The sequence below is a fragment of the Staphylococcus parequorum genome (assembly GCF_039237145.1).
Lineage (GTDB): Bacteria > Bacillota > Bacilli > Staphylococcales > Staphylococcaceae > Staphylococcus > Staphylococcus equorum_A.
The window spans coordinates 52,530-69,138 of record NZ_CP150682.1; the positions used below are offsets into that span (position 1 = coordinate 52,530).

Genomic DNA, 16,609 nt, shown 5'->3' on the forward strand with positions numbered 1-16,609 from the left:
TATGTTGATACTTTCATTATTCATTTTGAAATTTAAATTTAGCCATAAAAAAAAAAGACGAGTTATACTCGTCTTTTAGCCGTTATTATAATTTAACAACGTTAGCTGCTTGAGGACCGCGGTCGCCTTCAACGATTTCGAATTCAACAGCTTGGCCTTCTTCTAATGATTTGTAGCCTTCTTGAGTGATTGCTGAGAAGTGTACGAATACGTCGTTTCCACCTTCAACCTCGATGAAACCAAAACCTTTTTCTGCATTAAACCATTTAACTGTACCGTTATTCATATTAAATTCCTCCATGTGCTTTTGCACTAATATTTGTAATCTGTCTTAAAAAATCAAAAGGAGTAAATTCAAAAGAATAAAACTACAAATCAATTTCACGAACTAAATTACTTAATACCTATTATAACGAGTTATACTCATTTTGTACACCCCTATTTCTAATTTAATTTTAATTTTTAATCTTTGATACGAATATATTGTGTTGCTCGACTCATTTTATTTTCAATTAAACCTGCGTACACTATGCCTCTCATTAATATGATCACTCATCACATCGCTGTTTAGAAAATAGATTCACTACAAAAAACAATGAAGACACGCTATTAAGTGTGCTCCATTGTTTCAAATGACTCTATTTTCAGACTTTATTATACTCTTTTACGTAATTGGTCCATTATTTTACTAACATATTTTGAATAATCTTTTCCAGTTTTCTTTTTAAGTTTATCACTTATTTTATACAAGCCTTGCTCTAATTTACCGTTTTTTACATATTTACTTAACGTACTTTTTACCTTCTTTATCAATTATAAAACTCCCTTTTGGCATTCTAAATGCATATTAGTATTTCAGTCACAAAATCTGCGTCGTAATTTTTAATCTAATGAATAGCGTTTCAATAAGTGTAAACAAAATATTAATACACCAATTGTCACTGCAAGAAGCAATGTTTCAATTGCATTATAATGCTCTACAATAATAAATCGAATCACTGCCGTAATTCCTACGTAAATAAAAAATTGTAATGAGAAATGATAATTCTTTCTGAAATATTGTATGATTAACAGTATGAATTCGATATGCATGAAAGCAATCAACATTTTCTCTACGACATAATTATACTTCACCGTTTTATTTTCTATAAAGGTATAAATCATACCCCAACATTCTTGAAATAAAAATACGACTAATATAACTCCTAATATTGCAATACAGAGGTTTAAACAAAAATAAAGTGCTTTAGTGAAATAATCTATCACTTTGTTCAATATTAATAAATCTCCTTAACTTGAGAATGTCCTCATACAAACACTTGTATGAGGACGTCTATTTTAACATTTATATCTTAAAATACATCATATAAAACCTTATAAATAAAATTTATAATTCGGCTAAGCAACTATAAATGTACCCACTAACAATATTACCGAAATAATCATTGTCCAACTCAATATTGGTGCTACTTTATCAATCATTTTTTTATATTCTTTATCTGGCGCATTATTTTTCTTTAAATGCCAGCACTTTGTTAATAAATACAATGCTTCTAGCAAATTAACGAACAAAACTATAATTAAGATTGTGATAATCATAGATATATCTCCCTTTTTATAATTATATGTAAGCTTAATTATTGTGTTTTTTTCTTATGTTCATAGCTTTATAAACGAGGTAACCTGCATTTAGAATGGTGATTATTACTAATATAATTAATAATGGCATACTTAATGAAGATGAACCAAAAGCTATGATTAATACAAGAAAGATATTTATAATACTAGAAATCATAAAACCCGTGTCTAGATTCTCTTCTTTCTTCATCAATACATCTCCTTGGTGTTTAATTCTTTTAACAATACACTAACATAAAATTTTTTTGTCATGTATATTTTATTGATAATATATTTAAAAGCAATACAAAATGGATTATACTTATATTGTTGATTAATTAATAAGGAGATCCTATTTTGAAATTACTTTTATTCTTCATTGCTATTTTGATATTTTCATCAATTTGGACTGTGATAACAGGCAAGTATTTACCAAGTGAAGTTGTGGATAATAACAAGAATAATAGCCGATATGACAAAAGACAAAAGAAAATATTCATTGAAATTTTAGCTAGAACTTGCGTTTGGCTAGTTTATATTTTAGTACTCATACTTATATTTCGACTTTTTGGTTTTTGGGATACCAAAGGCAGCCTTTTCATGAACTATCCTGAAATTATATTTTTAGCTGCAACTTTTATATTAATTGTCGTAAATTATTTAGGTGTTAGGAAAAAATACTCTACTGGCGAGTAATAAAATAAGAATACATAAAATAAAAAAAGGATTGATACAATTATGAAATTCATAAATTTTACTGCAATGACAGAAAAAGGATTAAATAAAAAGGTGAATGAATTTTTAACAGAAAATCCATATATTGAGATTATTAAATTCGATTATCAAATAGGTTATAGCGGCTTTGGCGTCGGCATACTTTATAGTAAAACGAAAGTTTCTAATTTATAAAAATTATCAGAAATTAAAATGAGCAATGCATTGTATATACAGGACAATTAACATTTTGATTATCCTATCCATATTAGATTTCACGAATATAGGTGAATCAACAGCTTTAATCGTATTAGCAATTGTCTTTGTTTGTAATACGATATTATTACTAAGCGCTAACAGTAAACATGTTAAGAAAGATGGCACTACTATAGAAAATTATGAGAAATAATACTACCAATTACACAGGAGGAATTTCATGAAATATAGCGATTCTCAATCAAATACTAAGGATGTTAGGACGATATTTTTAAAACCTTTTCCGGTACCTTTAATTTTCATTGTATTTGCAATATACACCATAATAACTAAAGATAATACAGCTTATATAGTTACATCTATAATCGCATTAATATTTTTCACATCATTGTTAACGTTAGATATTAATGCCTACATGAATTATAAAAAACAAAACAAGCAGAATAAACAAAATGGAAGATATGTATGAATTTTGGTAAATATAAATATGATTATAACTATTTACTCATGTCTACACCACTTTTAGTAGTATCACTATTTGTACCATCAGTATTTGTTGCCTTTTTCATATGTATATTTTGTGGATTTGAGAAAAAGAGTAGGAGTGATTAATGATGGTATTTTCGTTGATGAAGACAAACCGGGTACTATGATTAATACAAGAAAAACATTTATAAAACATAACGGTAACCACTTCATTAATTTACAAGGAAATTGAAACTGACTCTTATAAAAATTTACCTCACAAAGAACGAGGTTGGTTTGAATGGATAGTAGGAGCACATTGTGGAAGTGGTGGTGCTAGAGGCTGTTGGACTGCTGCTATTACTTTAGGTATTACCCTTTGGCATGGCAACAATATGTGGCTTAATTACTTCATTAGGGTGTATAGGCGCGACAAACTATATTTGTAGATGAAAGAAATGAGGTTTTACTATGGCGATGTTTATCATAATATTCCTATTTGTATACTCTATAGTCATAACGTTAATGTATTTTAAAAATCAAAAATAAATCAAAACACTTTTACTTTAAAAGGGCGACTCTAATAACAGTCGCCCTTTTGTTGCTTTTGGAATTATCTAAATCAGGCAATCCCTTTTTTCTTTAATGCTAAATATGCACCAAAACAAGCGAGAACTATGCCCACAATTAGTTTTAAACTGATTTATGTCTCTCGCTTAATAGTGATCAAATTACTCAAGCACGCTTCGATTAGCATGATGTTGATAAGTCTAAATTTATGATTTTATTTCCAACACCAAAATAATTGCTATCATGTGTCGCCATTATTATAGTTATGCCTTGCTTATTTAACGCTTTAAATATATTTATTACATTATCACTGTTATCTCTATCCAAATTACCTGTAGGTTCGTCCGCAATAATTAATTTCGGTTCTTTTAATATTGCTCTTGCGATAGCAATTCTTTGTTGTTCACCGCCGCTACATGTGTAAATTTTCGTTTTTAAAGATAGATCTTGCAAACCAACTTTTTTCATTACACTTTTTAATTTAGTTATCTCTTTTTTCGAAACATTTAATGGCAAAGTGAGATTTTTAAGGATTGTCTCATTTTCAAGCAGACCATAATTTTGATAAACGTATGATATATCTTTACGCTTATAGATTAATTTCGTTTTTTCATTTTTCACTACAACGCCGTTGTATAATACTTCTCCTGAGTCTGGAGCTTCAAGTAATCCAATAATATTTAATAAGCTTGATTTCCCTTTACCACTTGCTCCTCTAATGATTACAAAGTCTCCTGATTCAATAACGACGCTAAATTTTTCGAAAATTACTTTTCCATCAAAAGATTTATTAATATGATTAAGTTTTATCATTCTTTTTTCCCCTTCAATACTTGATTTATATTTTCTTTATTCAACTTTTTAAATGAATGCATTATCACAGTAGAGTGAACTATAAGTAAAATTATATAAAATAGTATTGCTATTTGATTTAAGCCTTTACTAAGGAATAGGCCTATAAAGAAATTAACCAAGCACAAAAAGAATAAAACCCATTTGTGAATTTCAAAATAACTATAGCCTAAATTTCGTTTAAGAAAAATAACATATTGATACGATTTAAAATAAAGGTTTATAAAAGTGATACTTACTATCATATAAATTAATGCTGTTAATCCCGATAAAAAAGTATATTTATACATTTTTGATTTCAGTTCATTTATAAATTCTATTTTAGAATCGAACACCGAACTTACTGTAGGAATATAGTTATCTAATTTATATTTTTTCAATCCCGATTCTATTGTTTTATATGGATGATCTAACATACTCTTAAACATATAAGATTGAGAAAAATATGGTTCAAAATTTTCTTCATGTGTTTTTCCACTTTCAACTATTGCAATAGGATCTATAATGGTATTTTTTTCTCCTCCTATTTGAGCGTCATAGGTAAAGTAAGAGGAATTATTTTTCGTCCAAATAATATTTACATCTAAACTTTCATTTGCTTCTCCTTTATATTTAAATAAATTTTTTCTGAAAGTGAACTCATCTTTGAAATTGTCTTTAATTTCACTTTCATAGCTTTTATACTTTACTGGAACTATGATATTCTGCGTATTATCTTTATATATCATTTTAGTTAATACATTTTTATTTTCCTGAGTATATTGTGGATGGTCTTTCAAAAATCGTTGGTCTATCGTAATTGTTTTGCCAGCTGGATCGATATTATAATTTTCTATTTCACCACTTACATATAATGGCTCTCCATCAACCTCAAGAAATTTAATAGTATCAATAATAAACCCTTTATTCTCGTTACTGTTATAGTAATTTTTAAACTTCTTATTAACTTCTATATCTAACTTTCTATTTTTCAGCTGACCTCTATCCATAACGTTGGTTTTATAGGTGTTCTCGGCTTGTGTCCAGTGTTCACAAGAAAGTTTTTGTCTTTGATATTCGCTATAATTATTAATTAAACTTTGAGTAGATAGCACTAAAAATACAACTATTACAATTGTTAATAGCATATAGGTGTACATCATAATTAATTTATTACTATGCTTTTTATTTTTAGCAAAATCCTTTCCAAATATATAAGTGATTATTACTATAATTATTAAAGACAGTAATAGTATGATTAAAGTAGTTAATAAAATAATACCTATCACATTTAACAACTGAAAATCTTTATAAATTAATATATACATCAATAGTGTAAGTAATATATTAAGGAGAATATAGTAGAGCATCTGTGTTCTAAATGATTTAATAATAGCCAAGATGATTCTATATCTTACATATCCTAAATCATATAATATTTTATAGTTAATTTTATTATTGTTTAAATAATGATGTAACACTGTCATATATATCAAAATTAAAAGTGAACATAGGGTTAAACTAAATTGGTCTATTTTTAAGTAAACTTCACTACTATTATCCATTTCTTCGATATGACCTACATTTTTTTCTATCAAATTTTTAACTTTTTCAGTATTATTTTTACTACCTGACAAATAATAAGTGCCATTCTCTGATAATTTTGTATCTTCTAGAGCATATATTTTAATATGTAACTTACTATCAAATATCATCATCTTATTATTGGTGTTTGCCATAGCTTTCAATTTTTCATCATTAGTATTTATAACGATTTCATCATTATTTATGTATGTGACTTTTGTAATTTTAGTGTTGTATTTTTTTGACAGTTTATTGAAATACTCTAACGCTTCGTCAGTATACTTTTTCTTTTCTTGAGTGAATAAAAACTCTATTTTCTCATTTCCTTTTGCTACAGTATTATAAAAAGAAAGTGACTTATAAGTGTCGATAATAATAAAATTTAAAGTGAGTGAAATCACTACTGCTAATATTATTAAAATCCTTTTCACAACATCTATCTCCTTATAAAGAAAGCCCACTAAGAATAATAATCTTAGTGGGCTAAACATTATTATTTGTGATCATAATATACTTTATTACCATATAAAGTTTTCACTATTCTGCCATATGAAAAATCCCCCGGTTTTTTCCATTTTAGTCCACCCTTCATTCATAATTTAGGCTGCATTCTAAGTTACACATTTCTCTATATTTAACTTAAATTATACTTATCCCTTAGAAAATATCTACAAATCTTTATGTTTATTTATTTTTTATTGCCTAAGATTAAATTTTCTTTATATTAGATGGAGATAAAAAGAAGTTCAATTAAAAATATGCTACTAATACCTTAAAATTTTTAAGATATTAGTAGCATAGGAATTATTATGAAGAAATATTTCTAGCACTTTATTTAAAATAAAAAACACCCCCTTAAGCCTATGGCCTAAGGGGGCATCATTCTATACTATTATTCCCACTCGATTGTGCTTGGTGGCTTAGATGTAATGTCATAGACGACGCGGTTGACGTGGTCTACTTCGTTTACAATACGACTTGAAATCTTTTGTAAGACTTCCCAGTCAATGCGTGCGAAGTCACTTGTCATGCCATCAATAGAAGTTACAGCACGGATGCCTACTGTGTGATCATACGTGCGGTAGTCTCCCATAACACCTACAGATTGGATGCCTGGTAATACCGTGAAGTATTGCCAAATCTCACGTTCAAGACCTTCTTCACGTACAACTTGTCTTAAAATCGCGTCAGATTCACGTACAATTTCTAGTTTATCTTCTGTGATTTCGCCAAGCACACGAATACCAAGTCCAGGACCTGGGAACGGTTGTCTCCATACTAAATGCTCTGGAATTCCTAATTCGATACCTAATTCACGTACTTCGTCTTTAAACAATGTATTGATTGGTTCGATTAATTGGAAATCCATATCTTCTGGTAATCCACCAACGTTATGGTGTGATTTAATTGTTTGTGCAGTCTTCGTACCTGATTCAATAACATCTGTATACAATGTACCTTGAGCTAGGAAGTCTACGCCTTCTAACTTAGATGATTCGTCATCAAATACATAGATGAATTCATTACCAATGATTTTACGTTTTTGTTCTGGGTCAGATACACCTTTTAGTTTACTCATGAAACGTTCTTGTGCATCCACACGAATAATGTTCATATTGAAACCTTCACCAAATTGTTCCATTACCATGTCGCCTTCACCTTTACGTAAAAGACCATGGTCTACGAAGATACATGTTAATTGGTCACCGATTGCTTTGTGTAGTAATACTGAAACTACTGATGAATCTACCCCACCACTCATTGCAGAAAGGACTTTACGATCGCCAACGAGGTTGCGGATTTTTTCAATTTCAATATCGATAAAGTTTTCCATTGACCATTCGCCTGTACAATCACAGACGCGACGTACAAAGTTACGTAATAAATCGTTACCGAATTCTGTATGACGTACTTCTGGGTGGAATTGCACGCCATAAATGCGGCGTTCTTTATCTTCGATAGCTGCATAACGTGTGCTTGGGCTATCTGCAATGACTTCAAAGCCTTCAGGAATTTCAATTACTTTGTCCGAATGACTCATCCAAACATTTTGTTCTTCTGGTAAACCAAAGAATAATTCATCCGTTTTAGCATTAATAACTGCTTTACCGTATTCGCGTTCATTAGCGCGCTCAACTTTTCCACCTAATAATTTAGTTGTAAGTTGCATACCATAGCAAATACCTAAAATAGGAATACCTAAATTATATATTTCTGGATCAATTGTAAATGAATCTTCTTCGTAAACTGAATTTGGTCCACCAGAAAGGATAATACCTTTAGGGTTCAAACTTTTAATTTCATCCATACTCATTTCATGGTCGTGTAATTCACTGTACACTCCCATTTCACGAATACGACGTGTAATTAATTGGTTGTATTGGCTACCAAAGTCTAAAACAAGTATGAGCTCTTGCTCTTTCGCCATTTCCATAACTTTTAAATCTCCTTTGACTTAGAATGAATAATTTGGTGATTCTTTTGTAATTTGAACATCATGTGGGTGACTTTCTGCTAGTCCAGCAGGTCCCATACGTGTAAACTGTGCTTCTTCTCTTAGTGCTTCTAAGTTTCTTGAACCAGTATAACCCATACCAGATCTTACGCCACCCATAAGTTGATAAATTGTATCTTGTAATGAACCTTTATAAGCAATACGGCCTTCAATACCTTCTGGAACGAATTTCTTAGGTGTTTTGTCCTCTTGGAAATAACGGTCATTTGAACCACTTTCCATAGCACCTAATGAACCCATGCCTCTGTATACTTTATATTGTCTACCTTGGAATACTTCTGTTGCGCCAGGGCTTTCTTCAGTACCAGCGAGTAAGCTTCCTAACATTACCGCATGTCCACCAGCAGCTAATGCTTTGATGATGTCACCAGAGAATTTAATACCGCCATCAGCAATAATTGATTTGCCTTGTCTACGTGCTTCTGTAGCACAATCATAGATAGCTGTAATTTGAGGTACACCAACACCTGCTACAACACGTGTTGTACAAATTGAACCTGGGCCAATACCTACTTTAACTACATCTGCACCTGCATCATATAACGCCTTTGTACCTGCAGTAGTAGCTACGTTACCAGCGATTAATGTTACTTGTGGGAATTGCTCTTTAATATGTGCAACTTGGTCTAATACGCCTTTAGAATGGCCATGCGCTGTGTCTATAACTAACGCATCTACACCAGCTTCAACTAATTTTTTAGCACGGATGTCTGTGTCTTTAGCAATACCAATTGCTGCACCAACTAATAATCTACCGTGTGCATCTTTAGCTGAATATGGGAATTCAAGTACTTTTTCAATATCTTTAATTGTGATTAAACCTTCTAAACGCCCTTCTTTTACTAGAGGTAGTTTTTCGATTTTATGTTTTTGTAATAATTTTTCAGCTTCGTCTAATGTTGTACCAACAGGTGCTGTAACAAGTCCATCTTTAGTCATCACATCAGAGATTTTAATTGAAAAATCTTCAATAAAACGTAAATCACGGTTTGTAATAATACCTACAAATTGTCTATCTTGTTTACTGTTAACAATTGGTACGCCTGAGATACGATATTTACCCATTAATGCTTCCGCTTCAAAAACACTTTCTTCAGGTGTTAAGAAAAATGGATTTGAAATAACACCATTTTCAGAGCGTTTTACTTTTTGAACTTCGTCTGCTTGATCTTCAATGTTCATGTTTTTATGGATTACACCAAGTCCACCTTGTCTAGCCATTGAAATCGCCATTTTCGATTCAGTTACTGTGTCCATACCCGCTGAAATCACAGGAATGTTCAATTTAACGCCTTCTGATAATTGAACACTTAAATCTACTTCTTTCGGTAAAACATCTGATTCTGCTGGTAACAATAACACATCGTCAAAAGTTAAAGATTCTTTTTCAAATTTATTTTCCCACATACTGGTACAGCCTCCTATTATTTGTTTTATAGTTATTATTTCATAACTTCCGTATTTTGTTGACTCTTTATACCATTAAAAAAGAAATTCAAAATAATTGCTGAAATCGCGCCAAGTACAATACCATTTTGAGTTAACCATGCAAACTGTTCACCTAATGCTTCAAATGCTTGAGGTACTGCACTTATACCCGTTCCTAGCCCAACTGATACAGCAATTACTAACAAATTGTTTTGATTCTTAAAATTAATATTACCTAATATACTAACACCATATGCCATAACCATGCCAAACATAGCTATCATGGCACCACCTAATACTGGAAGTGGGATCATATTCGCCAATGCACCTAATTTAGGAATACATCCGCAAATAATCAATAATATAACCATGCCATATATCACATTGTTCTTTTTAGCACCTGATAACGATACTAACCCAACATTTTGAGAATACGCTGTATATGGGAAGGCGTTAAAAATTGACCCTAATATAATCGCAATACCTTCTGCAGTATAGCCTTTACGGAAATCTTTACGTTCTAGTTTCTTACCTGTAATCTCACTTAATGCATGATACACACCTGTTGATTCTATCAAGCTGACTAATGCAACAATGAAAAATACAAGCGTCGCACCTAAGTCAAAGCTGAAAGTTGAAAACCTAAATGGTTGTGGTAACGCAAACCAATGCGCTGTTCCAACTTGCTTCACATCTACAATACCAAATATCGAAGCTAAAATCGTCCCTGCAACCAATCCTATTAAAATAGCAATAGATTTTAGAAAACCTGATGTAAATCGTTGAACTATCAAAATAATAATTAACGTCGTCGCACCAAGCATAATATTCGTAGCATCACCATAATCTTTTGCGTCTTCTCCGCCAGCTAAATAATTCATTGCAACTGGCATTAGGTTAATCCCTATTATCGTAACGACACTACCTGTTACAACAGGTGGGAATAACTTCACTAAATGCGAAAAGAATGGCGCAATAACAACAACTAAGATACCTGATAAAAATAGTGAACCATATAAGTCACCAATACCTTTTGTCTGACCAATCAAAATCATCGGTGCTACTGCAGTGAATGTACACCCCAATACAATAGGTAATCCTGTACCAGTACCTTTCCAAACTTGTAAAAATGTAGCTACACCACACATAAAAATATCTACTGTAACTAAGAATGCAATTTCTTCTGGAGAGAAGTCTAAACTTGTTCCAACGATAATAGGAACTAGGATGGCTCCTGCATACATTGCCAATAAATGTTGTAAGCTTAAGAAAAAGGTCTTCATGCTTCGTCCCCTAGAAACGTTACTTTGTTTCCACTTAAAGAAGCAACTTTACATAGTGATGAAACTGTAAGACCTGCTTGTTCTAATCGCTCTCTTCCGGGTTGGAAGCTTTTCTCTACTACAATGCCAACACCGACCGTAGTTGCATGCGCTTTTTCTACAATTTCGTTTAAACCAAGTGATGCATCGCCGTTCGCTAAAAAGTCATCTATGATTAATACGCGATCATGCTCACCTAAAAATTCATTTGAAACAATGACCGTACTTGTCGTGTTTTTTGTGAATGAATGGATATCTGCTTGATATACATCTTTCTTTAACGTACTCGGCATTGCTTTTTTCGCAAATAGACACGGTACATCAAAGTGCATTGCAGCCATGATAGCTGGTGCAATACCTGAAGCCTCTATTGTTAATATTTTAGTAATACCTTCGTCCTTAAACTGCTCATAAAACGTTTGTCCTACATCGTACATTAACCTTGCATCGATTTGATGATTTAAAAATCCGTCCACTTTCAAAATCTTCTCATCAATAACGACACCATCTGCTTCTACTTTCTGTTTCAACAAATCCACTCGAAAAAACCTCCTCATTTTGTGTACAAAAAAAGTCCTAAACTAACTTAGTTTCAGGATCTATGAGTGAACTTGCAATACGAGAAGAAGCCCTTCTTCAACTTATAACTCATGTTGCCCAAGTTGGTTGTTTCACATTCATTTCCCAAATTATATGTAAAAAGGTTAGATTTGTGACAACAGTAGCGATAAGTGTTCTAAAACGTGTACGTCTTCTTACGATTTAAAACATATGAATTCGAATTACTTATGTATTGTATTGGTTACCCATAGTCATATCGTTAATGGCGACATGGTAGAAACTTCTAAAGCCTTATCCTTTAGATTATATGAGTTAGATAAATTATTAACTGATGATAGCAAATTTTAGCTTTATTTTCAATACACATATTACAAGTAAGCGCTTCACAACGACCTTTTTATTACTTTTTTCTCGAATTTGTAAACGTTTTCTATGGCGATAAAATGATGTTTGTCAGAGTTATCATTCCGTTATATAATAAAGTTGTATTCGTTTTATCTATATGTGAACTGGGTAAATACTTAATAATCATTAAAACAATGGCTGGAGGGATTTTACATGACAGATTTTACAATTGTACAAAATGAAGAAGAATTATTACAAAAAGTTAAAGAAAAAGTTTCTGAAGGATACGATGAATCAGAGCTATCCGTTTTATCTAGAACAAAACTCCATATTGATGAATTACATAATTCCGAAGTGAGTTTAATAGCAACAAGCGGATCATTTAGTGATAAAGTCGCTAAGATTATGACTGGTGAAGACGGTGAAGAAGTTGTCTTATCTCACTATGATATTACAGATGATGAAAAAGAACATTATAAAAAGGAAATACTAAACGATAAATACATTATCGTAGCTGCGAGAGATACCTCTTCACATGAAGAAGTAGAAAAAACAAATGCTGCTTATGAAGATGAATCAGTTGTTGGGCATCATTATGCCGAAGAATCAAACGGCCCAAAATCGTAAAGATGCACTTACTATAATCATTTTGAGTCTGAAACATAATTGCATTTATTAATTTAGAGACTGCACAGTAGTTGACTAGATATTTAGTCAACTTAGTGGGGGCGGGAATACGAAATCAAAATTTGATTTCTGTCCCGCTCTTTTTCAATTACATAATAAGTATTAACAAGATTTAGATTATGTGTTAATAAATTACAAATATAACTATTATGTTATAATGAACGCAATAATTTTGGGGGTGAGTCTATGGAATTTAAAGCCGTAACATCAATTGATGATCCATTGTTCAAATCAGCTTTAAAGATATATGACGAAAAGTTTGATATCGGGTTAACAGAGGACGAACAAATATTTAAACAATCGTTAAAAAACGAACGTACTAAACATGATTATTTATTTTTAGTAGGTATCGAGTCAGAAAAACCAGTGAGTTTAGCTACTGCTCACTATGAAGCAACGACGAACTCAGCTTTTTTAATTTATTTAATAGCCCTCGATCAACCGAACCATGATGAATTAATCAATTTAACACTAAAACGTATGGAAAAAGAAATTAATAAATTATCTAATCAACTCCATGCTCATGATGTTAACTTCATCATGTTGGAAGTGCCAAAAGAACCTGAAGAAGCGTCTGAAGACGAAATAACTATTATGGATAACAGACGTCAGTTTTTATTCGAAAATGGTTTCGAAAGACAATATGACATCGATTATTTAGCACCCAGTCTGAAAGGTTTTTCTGAAGGACGACCTATGGATTTATTTATTAAATCTAATATCGAATTAACTAAAGATATTTATGGACCAAGTATTAAATCAAATTATATATTAAAGTATGTATTTGCTAACAGAATATCTAGAAGTGTTATTTATCCTTTACTCACGGAAATGGATTTGCGCAAATGATAGCAGGCACTACTTGAAATCACTGTTAAAACAGTTTAGACTAATATAGAGGTAAGACTGACGTTTCACTAACCGAAGACAAACGTCCGTATACATAAATCGCTTATATGAAAGGACTTATTACTATGTTAACTAAAGAATTTGCACTACGTGTAGAGCTAAGTGAAAAACAAGTCCGTAAAATCGTTCAACATTTAGAAGAACGCGGGTACCAACTTAGCAAAACCGAATACCGTGGCCGTGAAGCTACAGATTTCAAAGAAGAAGATATTGAGCTTTTCCAAGAAATTGCCGAAAAAGTTAAGCAAACCAATAGCTATGATTTAGCTTTCGAGGAATTAGAAAAAGAAAAAGACTTCCTACAAGTACTTGTTAAAGACAATGACAGTAATCTACCTACTGACCAAAATGTTTCTAAACTTGTGGATGACTTACGTTCTGAAATCCAAAAAATGCGTGACGAACGTCAAATGCTTGGCCAAATGATTAACCAAGTACACCAGCAACAACACGAATTACATGAAATGCAAAATCAAATCACATCAAAATTAGATGCTAACACGGAATCATTAAAAGCTATCCAAACATCAACGGATGAAATTAAGACAACTCAAAGTGTGATTCAAGATTCTCAAAAAGAACAATCAGAACTTGTGAAATCTAACGTTGAGACAGACAATATTACTGCTTCTACGGGTACAACTGCTGGTAAAGGTGATAATTTGACTGATAATACTACTGAACAAGCTTCATCTGCTACTGCACATCCAGCTAAAGACAGTAAAGTAAGTACGGAAAACACTTCAAACTCAGTTCAAGTCGAAGATAGCGAGATTACACAAGTTGGTGCTCAACCATCTACTGTAGCTAAACCAACAACTGATGATAGCAAAGTTGCTTCAACTTCTTCTACAAGTCAGACAGCTAAAGAAACTGACACAACGGGTGCTGCAACTACTGCATCATCAGAAGAAAAAGATACAACTTCAGTTGATAAAGCTAAAGATGATTCTATCCAAAAAACACCAGACAATGATCATGCTACAGACCTAGCATCGTCTAGTGAGCAAGAAGCATCTTCAGAGCAAACGCACGCTTATGAATCCCCACTTGCTAAAGAAGAACCAAAAGATGAACGCAAAGGATTTTTTGCTCGTTTATTCAATCTATAAAGAAAATCTAATTTATTTTAACCATCCCAACAATCAAGGGATGGTTTTTTTATATAATTATCCAGTATATCAATCTTCTCTCCTCACCCCTTTCTTCACCCACAAAAACATCTTCATAGCAGTCTCTCACTGCATTTCATTATTGTCAGAATATAAAGTCATTTTCATTTTCAAATTTTCTTGCAAAATAGACTTGAATATTATTAACTTTTCTAATATCCTTAGTATGCTTATCGGAATTAAAAAATTAAATTATGAAAGTGTAGGTCCTGCTTTATGTTATTAACAATTCTTAACATCGTCATTTTTGTGGCCTTCCTCATCGGATTATATGTAATGGCTAAACGACACGTATCATTTCCAAAACGTGTTTTCAGTGCTTTAGGCGTAGGTATCATTTATGGTATTTTCATTCATCTAATTTATGGTGTGGATTCTACGATTACTAAACAAACAACAGACTGGTTTAGTATTGTCGGAGATGGCTATATCTCATTATTACAAATGATAGTAATGCCCTTAATCTTTATTTCAATCGTTTCAGCTTTCACTAAAATTCAAATTGGAGAAAAATTTGCTAAAATAGGCATTTATATTTTCATGTTCTTAATCGGTACAGTAGCTATCGCAGCTATCGTTGGTATTGTCTCTGCCCTTGTTTTTGGCTTAGATGCTTCATCTATCGATTTAGGAAGTGCTGAAAGTTCAAGAGGTGGCGAACTCGCAAGTCAGGCTAAAGACATGACTGCCAATACATTGCCACAGCAAATCTTAGAGTTACTACCAAGTAATCCATTCTTAGATTTCACAGGTCAACGTACAACTTCTACTATTGCAGTCGTTATATTTGCTGCATTTATTGGTTTTGCATTCTTACGTGTAATGCGTAAACAACCTGAAAGTGGAAATATCTTAAAACGTGGTATCGATGCATTGTATAACCTAGTAATGGCGATTGTAACGTTCGTATTACGCTTAACACCTTATGGTATTTTAGCGATTATGACATCAACGATTGCCACAAGTGACTTCGGTGCTATATGGACATTAGGTAAATTTGTGCTCGCATCTTATGCAGCCCTTATCGTAATGTATATCATTCACTTACTTATTGTTACAGGATTAGGTTTAAACCCTGTTACTTTTGTTAAGAAAACGGGTGAAGTATTACTCTTCGCCTTTACGTCTCGTTCAAGTGCAGGTTCATTGCCACTTAACGTACAAACTCAAAAAAATCGTTTAGGTGTACCAGACGGTATCGCTAATTTCTCCGCCTCATTTGGTTTATCTATCGGACAAAATGGTTGTGCGGGTATTTATCCAGCTATGTTAGCTGTCATGGTGGCACCTGCTGCCGGTGTGGAAGTTAACTTACAATTTATATTGGCAGTTATCGGCGTTGTCATTATTAGTTCATTTGGTGTAGCTGGTGTTGGTGGTGGCGCAACGTTTGCTTCAATCATCGTATTGTCTACACTGAACTTACCTGTAGCACTTGCAGGTGTGTTAATTTCTGTAGAACCCTTAATTGATATGGGTCGTACTGCATTGAACGTCAATGACTCTTTACTTGCAGGTACAGGTACAGCTAAACTGACAGACAACTTAGATAAAGACGCATATAACTCAGAAGAATATGGTGAAATTACTGGCTAATCAGCCTTTAACCAGAACTATCCCTGCTCATTAATAGTTCTAACTATAATTAAAATTAAATATGTAAAAAACCTTCC

At 32.2% G+C, this 16,609-nt stretch carries 20 protein-coding genes, 1 pseudogene and 1 riboswitch; of the genes and pseudogenes, 10 read left to right on the forward strand and 11 right to left on the reverse strand.

Annotation, left to right across the window (positions count from 1 at the left end; all coding sequences use genetic code 11):
* Positions 1 to 85 precede the first annotated feature (85 nt).
* The 5 genes from cspD to AAA453_RS00230 form a co-directional block, all read right to left on the reverse strand.
* Positions 86 to 286 (reverse strand): cold-shock protein CspD, encoded by a 201-nt coding sequence (gene cspD, locus AAA453_RS00210; protein WP_002506017.1) that lies wholly within the window; start codon positions 284 to 286, stop codon positions 86 to 88.
* A gap of 368 nt (positions 287 to 654) precedes the next feature.
* Complete coding sequence (locus AAA453_RS00215) at positions 655 to 813, reverse strand: hypothetical protein (protein ID WP_176721514.1); 159 nt, start codon at positions 811 to 813, stop codon at positions 655 to 657.
* A 69-nt stretch (positions 814 to 882) separates the two neighbouring features.
* Positions 883 to 1,266: a phosphate-starvation-inducible PsiE family protein gene (locus tag AAA453_RS00220; protein WP_256092389.1), complete on the reverse strand. Its 384-nt coding sequence runs from the start codon at positions 1,264 to 1,266 to the stop codon at positions 883 to 885.
* A gap of 132 nt (positions 1,267 to 1,398) precedes the next feature.
* Positions 1,399 to 1,599 carry a hypothetical protein gene (locus tag AAA453_RS00225; RefSeq protein WP_069816713.1) on the reverse strand — a complete coding sequence of 67 codons (201 nt, stop codon included), beginning with the start codon at positions 1,597 to 1,599 and terminating at the stop codon, positions 1,399 to 1,401.
* 34 nt (positions 1,600 to 1,633) lie between these two features.
* Positions 1,634 to 1,828: a hypothetical protein gene (locus AAA453_RS00230; protein WP_069816711.1), complete on the reverse strand. Its 195-nt coding sequence runs from the start codon at positions 1,826 to 1,828 to the stop codon at positions 1,634 to 1,636.
* A gap of 146 nt (positions 1,829 to 1,974) precedes the next feature.
* Here AAA453_RS00230 and AAA453_RS00235 point away from each other — a divergent pair, with 146 nt between their 5' ends.
* The 6 genes and pseudogenes from AAA453_RS00235 to AAA453_RS00260 form a co-directional block, all read left to right on the forward strand.
* Positions 1,975 to 2,313, forward strand: coding sequence for a hypothetical protein (locus tag AAA453_RS00235; protein WP_069816709.1), 339 nt, complete (start codon positions 1,975 to 1,977; stop codon positions 2,311 to 2,313).
* A 42-nt stretch (positions 2,314 to 2,355) separates the two neighbouring features.
* Entirely contained in the window at positions 2,356 to 2,526 is a 171-nt protein-coding gene (locus AAA453_RS00240; RefSeq protein WP_176723017.1) for a hypothetical protein, read from the forward strand.
* A 55-nt stretch (positions 2,527 to 2,581) separates the two neighbouring features.
* Entirely contained in the window at positions 2,582 to 2,740 is a 159-nt protein-coding gene (locus tag AAA453_RS00245; RefSeq protein ID WP_256092387.1) for a hypothetical protein, read from the forward strand.
* 27 nt (positions 2,741 to 2,767) lie between these two features.
* Entirely contained in the window at positions 2,768 to 3,016 is a 249-nt protein-coding gene (locus tag AAA453_RS00250; protein WP_069816707.1) for a hypothetical protein, read from the forward strand.
* A complete protein-coding gene (locus tag AAA453_RS00255) occupies positions 3,013 to 3,159 on the forward strand; it encodes a hypothetical protein (RefSeq protein WP_176723016.1) in 147 nt (48 codons plus the stop codon). The genes AAA453_RS00250 and AAA453_RS00255 overlap by 4 nt, the downstream gene beginning before the upstream one ends.
* A 98-nt stretch (positions 3,160 to 3,257) precedes the next feature.
* Positions 3,258 to 3,465 (forward strand): annotated as a pseudogene (locus AAA453_RS00260) (halocin C8 precursor-like protein); the annotation flags it as partial.
* Positions 3,466 to 3,762: 297 nt separating this feature from the next.
* On the opposite strand, the gene AAA453_RS00265 reads toward AAA453_RS00260, so the two are convergent.
* The 6 genes from AAA453_RS00265 to xpt all read right to left on the reverse strand — a co-directional run bounded on the left by AAA453_RS00265 (position 3,763) and on the right by xpt (position 11,801).
* A complete protein-coding gene (locus tag AAA453_RS00265) occupies positions 3,763 to 4,395 on the reverse strand; it encodes an ATP-binding cassette domain-containing protein (RefSeq protein ID WP_069816704.1) in 633 nt (210 codons plus the stop codon).
* Entirely contained in the window at positions 4,392 to 6,428 is a 2,037-nt protein-coding gene (locus AAA453_RS00270) for a DUF1430 domain-containing protein (protein WP_427705554.1), read from the reverse strand. Before AAA453_RS00270 ends, AAA453_RS00265 begins: the two co-directional genes overlap by 4 nt.
* 461 nt (positions 6,429 to 6,889) lie before the next feature.
* The gene (gene guaA / locus AAA453_RS00275) at positions 6,890 to 8,431 is read right to left on the reverse strand and encodes a glutamine-hydrolyzing GMP synthase (protein WP_069816699.1); all 1,542 of its coding nucleotides are present in this window, start codon (positions 8,429 to 8,431) and stop codon (positions 6,890 to 6,892) included.
* A gap of 21 nt (positions 8,432 to 8,452) precedes the next feature.
* Positions 8,453 to 9,919 carry an IMP dehydrogenase gene (gene guaB, locus AAA453_RS00280; protein WP_069832219.1) on the reverse strand — a complete coding sequence of 489 codons (1,467 nt, stop codon included), beginning with the start codon at positions 9,917 to 9,919 and terminating at the stop codon, positions 8,453 to 8,455.
* 35 nt (positions 9,920 to 9,954) lie between these two features.
* Positions 9,955 to 11,223: a xanthine permease PbuX gene (pbuX, locus tag AAA453_RS00285; protein ID WP_069816695.1), complete on the reverse strand. Its 1,269-nt coding sequence runs from the start codon at positions 11,221 to 11,223 to the stop codon at positions 9,955 to 9,957.
* A complete protein-coding gene (xpt, locus tag AAA453_RS00290; RefSeq protein ID WP_069816693.1) occupies positions 11,220 to 11,801 on the reverse strand; it encodes a xanthine phosphoribosyltransferase in 582 nt (193 codons plus the stop codon). The genes pbuX and xpt overlap by 4 nt, the downstream gene beginning before the upstream one ends.
* A 250-nt stretch (positions 11,802 to 12,051) precedes the next feature.
* Positions 12,052 to 12,154, reverse strand: a riboswitch (purine riboswitch).
* A 227-nt stretch (positions 12,155 to 12,381) separates the two neighbouring features.
* Here xpt and AAA453_RS00295 point away from each other — a divergent pair.
* From AAA453_RS00295 to AAA453_RS00310, 4 genes are all read left to right on the forward strand, one after another.
* Positions 12,382 to 12,795, forward strand: a complete 414-nt coding sequence (locus tag AAA453_RS00295; RefSeq protein ID WP_069816691.1) for a general stress protein — start codon at positions 12,382 to 12,384, stop codon at positions 12,793 to 12,795.
* 246 nt (positions 12,796 to 13,041) lie between these two features.
* A complete protein-coding gene (locus AAA453_RS00300; RefSeq protein ID WP_069816690.1) occupies positions 13,042 to 13,704 on the forward strand; it encodes a hypothetical protein in 663 nt (220 codons plus the stop codon).
* A 125-nt stretch (positions 13,705 to 13,829) separates the two neighbouring features.
* Positions 13,830 to 14,876, forward strand: coding sequence for a hypothetical protein (locus AAA453_RS00305; RefSeq protein WP_427705556.1), 1,047 nt, complete (start codon positions 13,830 to 13,832; stop codon positions 14,874 to 14,876).
* A gap of 276 nt (positions 14,877 to 15,152) precedes the next feature.
* Positions 15,153 to 16,532, forward strand: a complete 1,380-nt coding sequence (locus tag AAA453_RS00310) for an L-cystine transporter (protein ID WP_069816686.1) — start codon at positions 15,153 to 15,155, stop codon at positions 16,530 to 16,532.
* Positions 16,533 to 16,609: the final 77 nt, after the last annotated feature.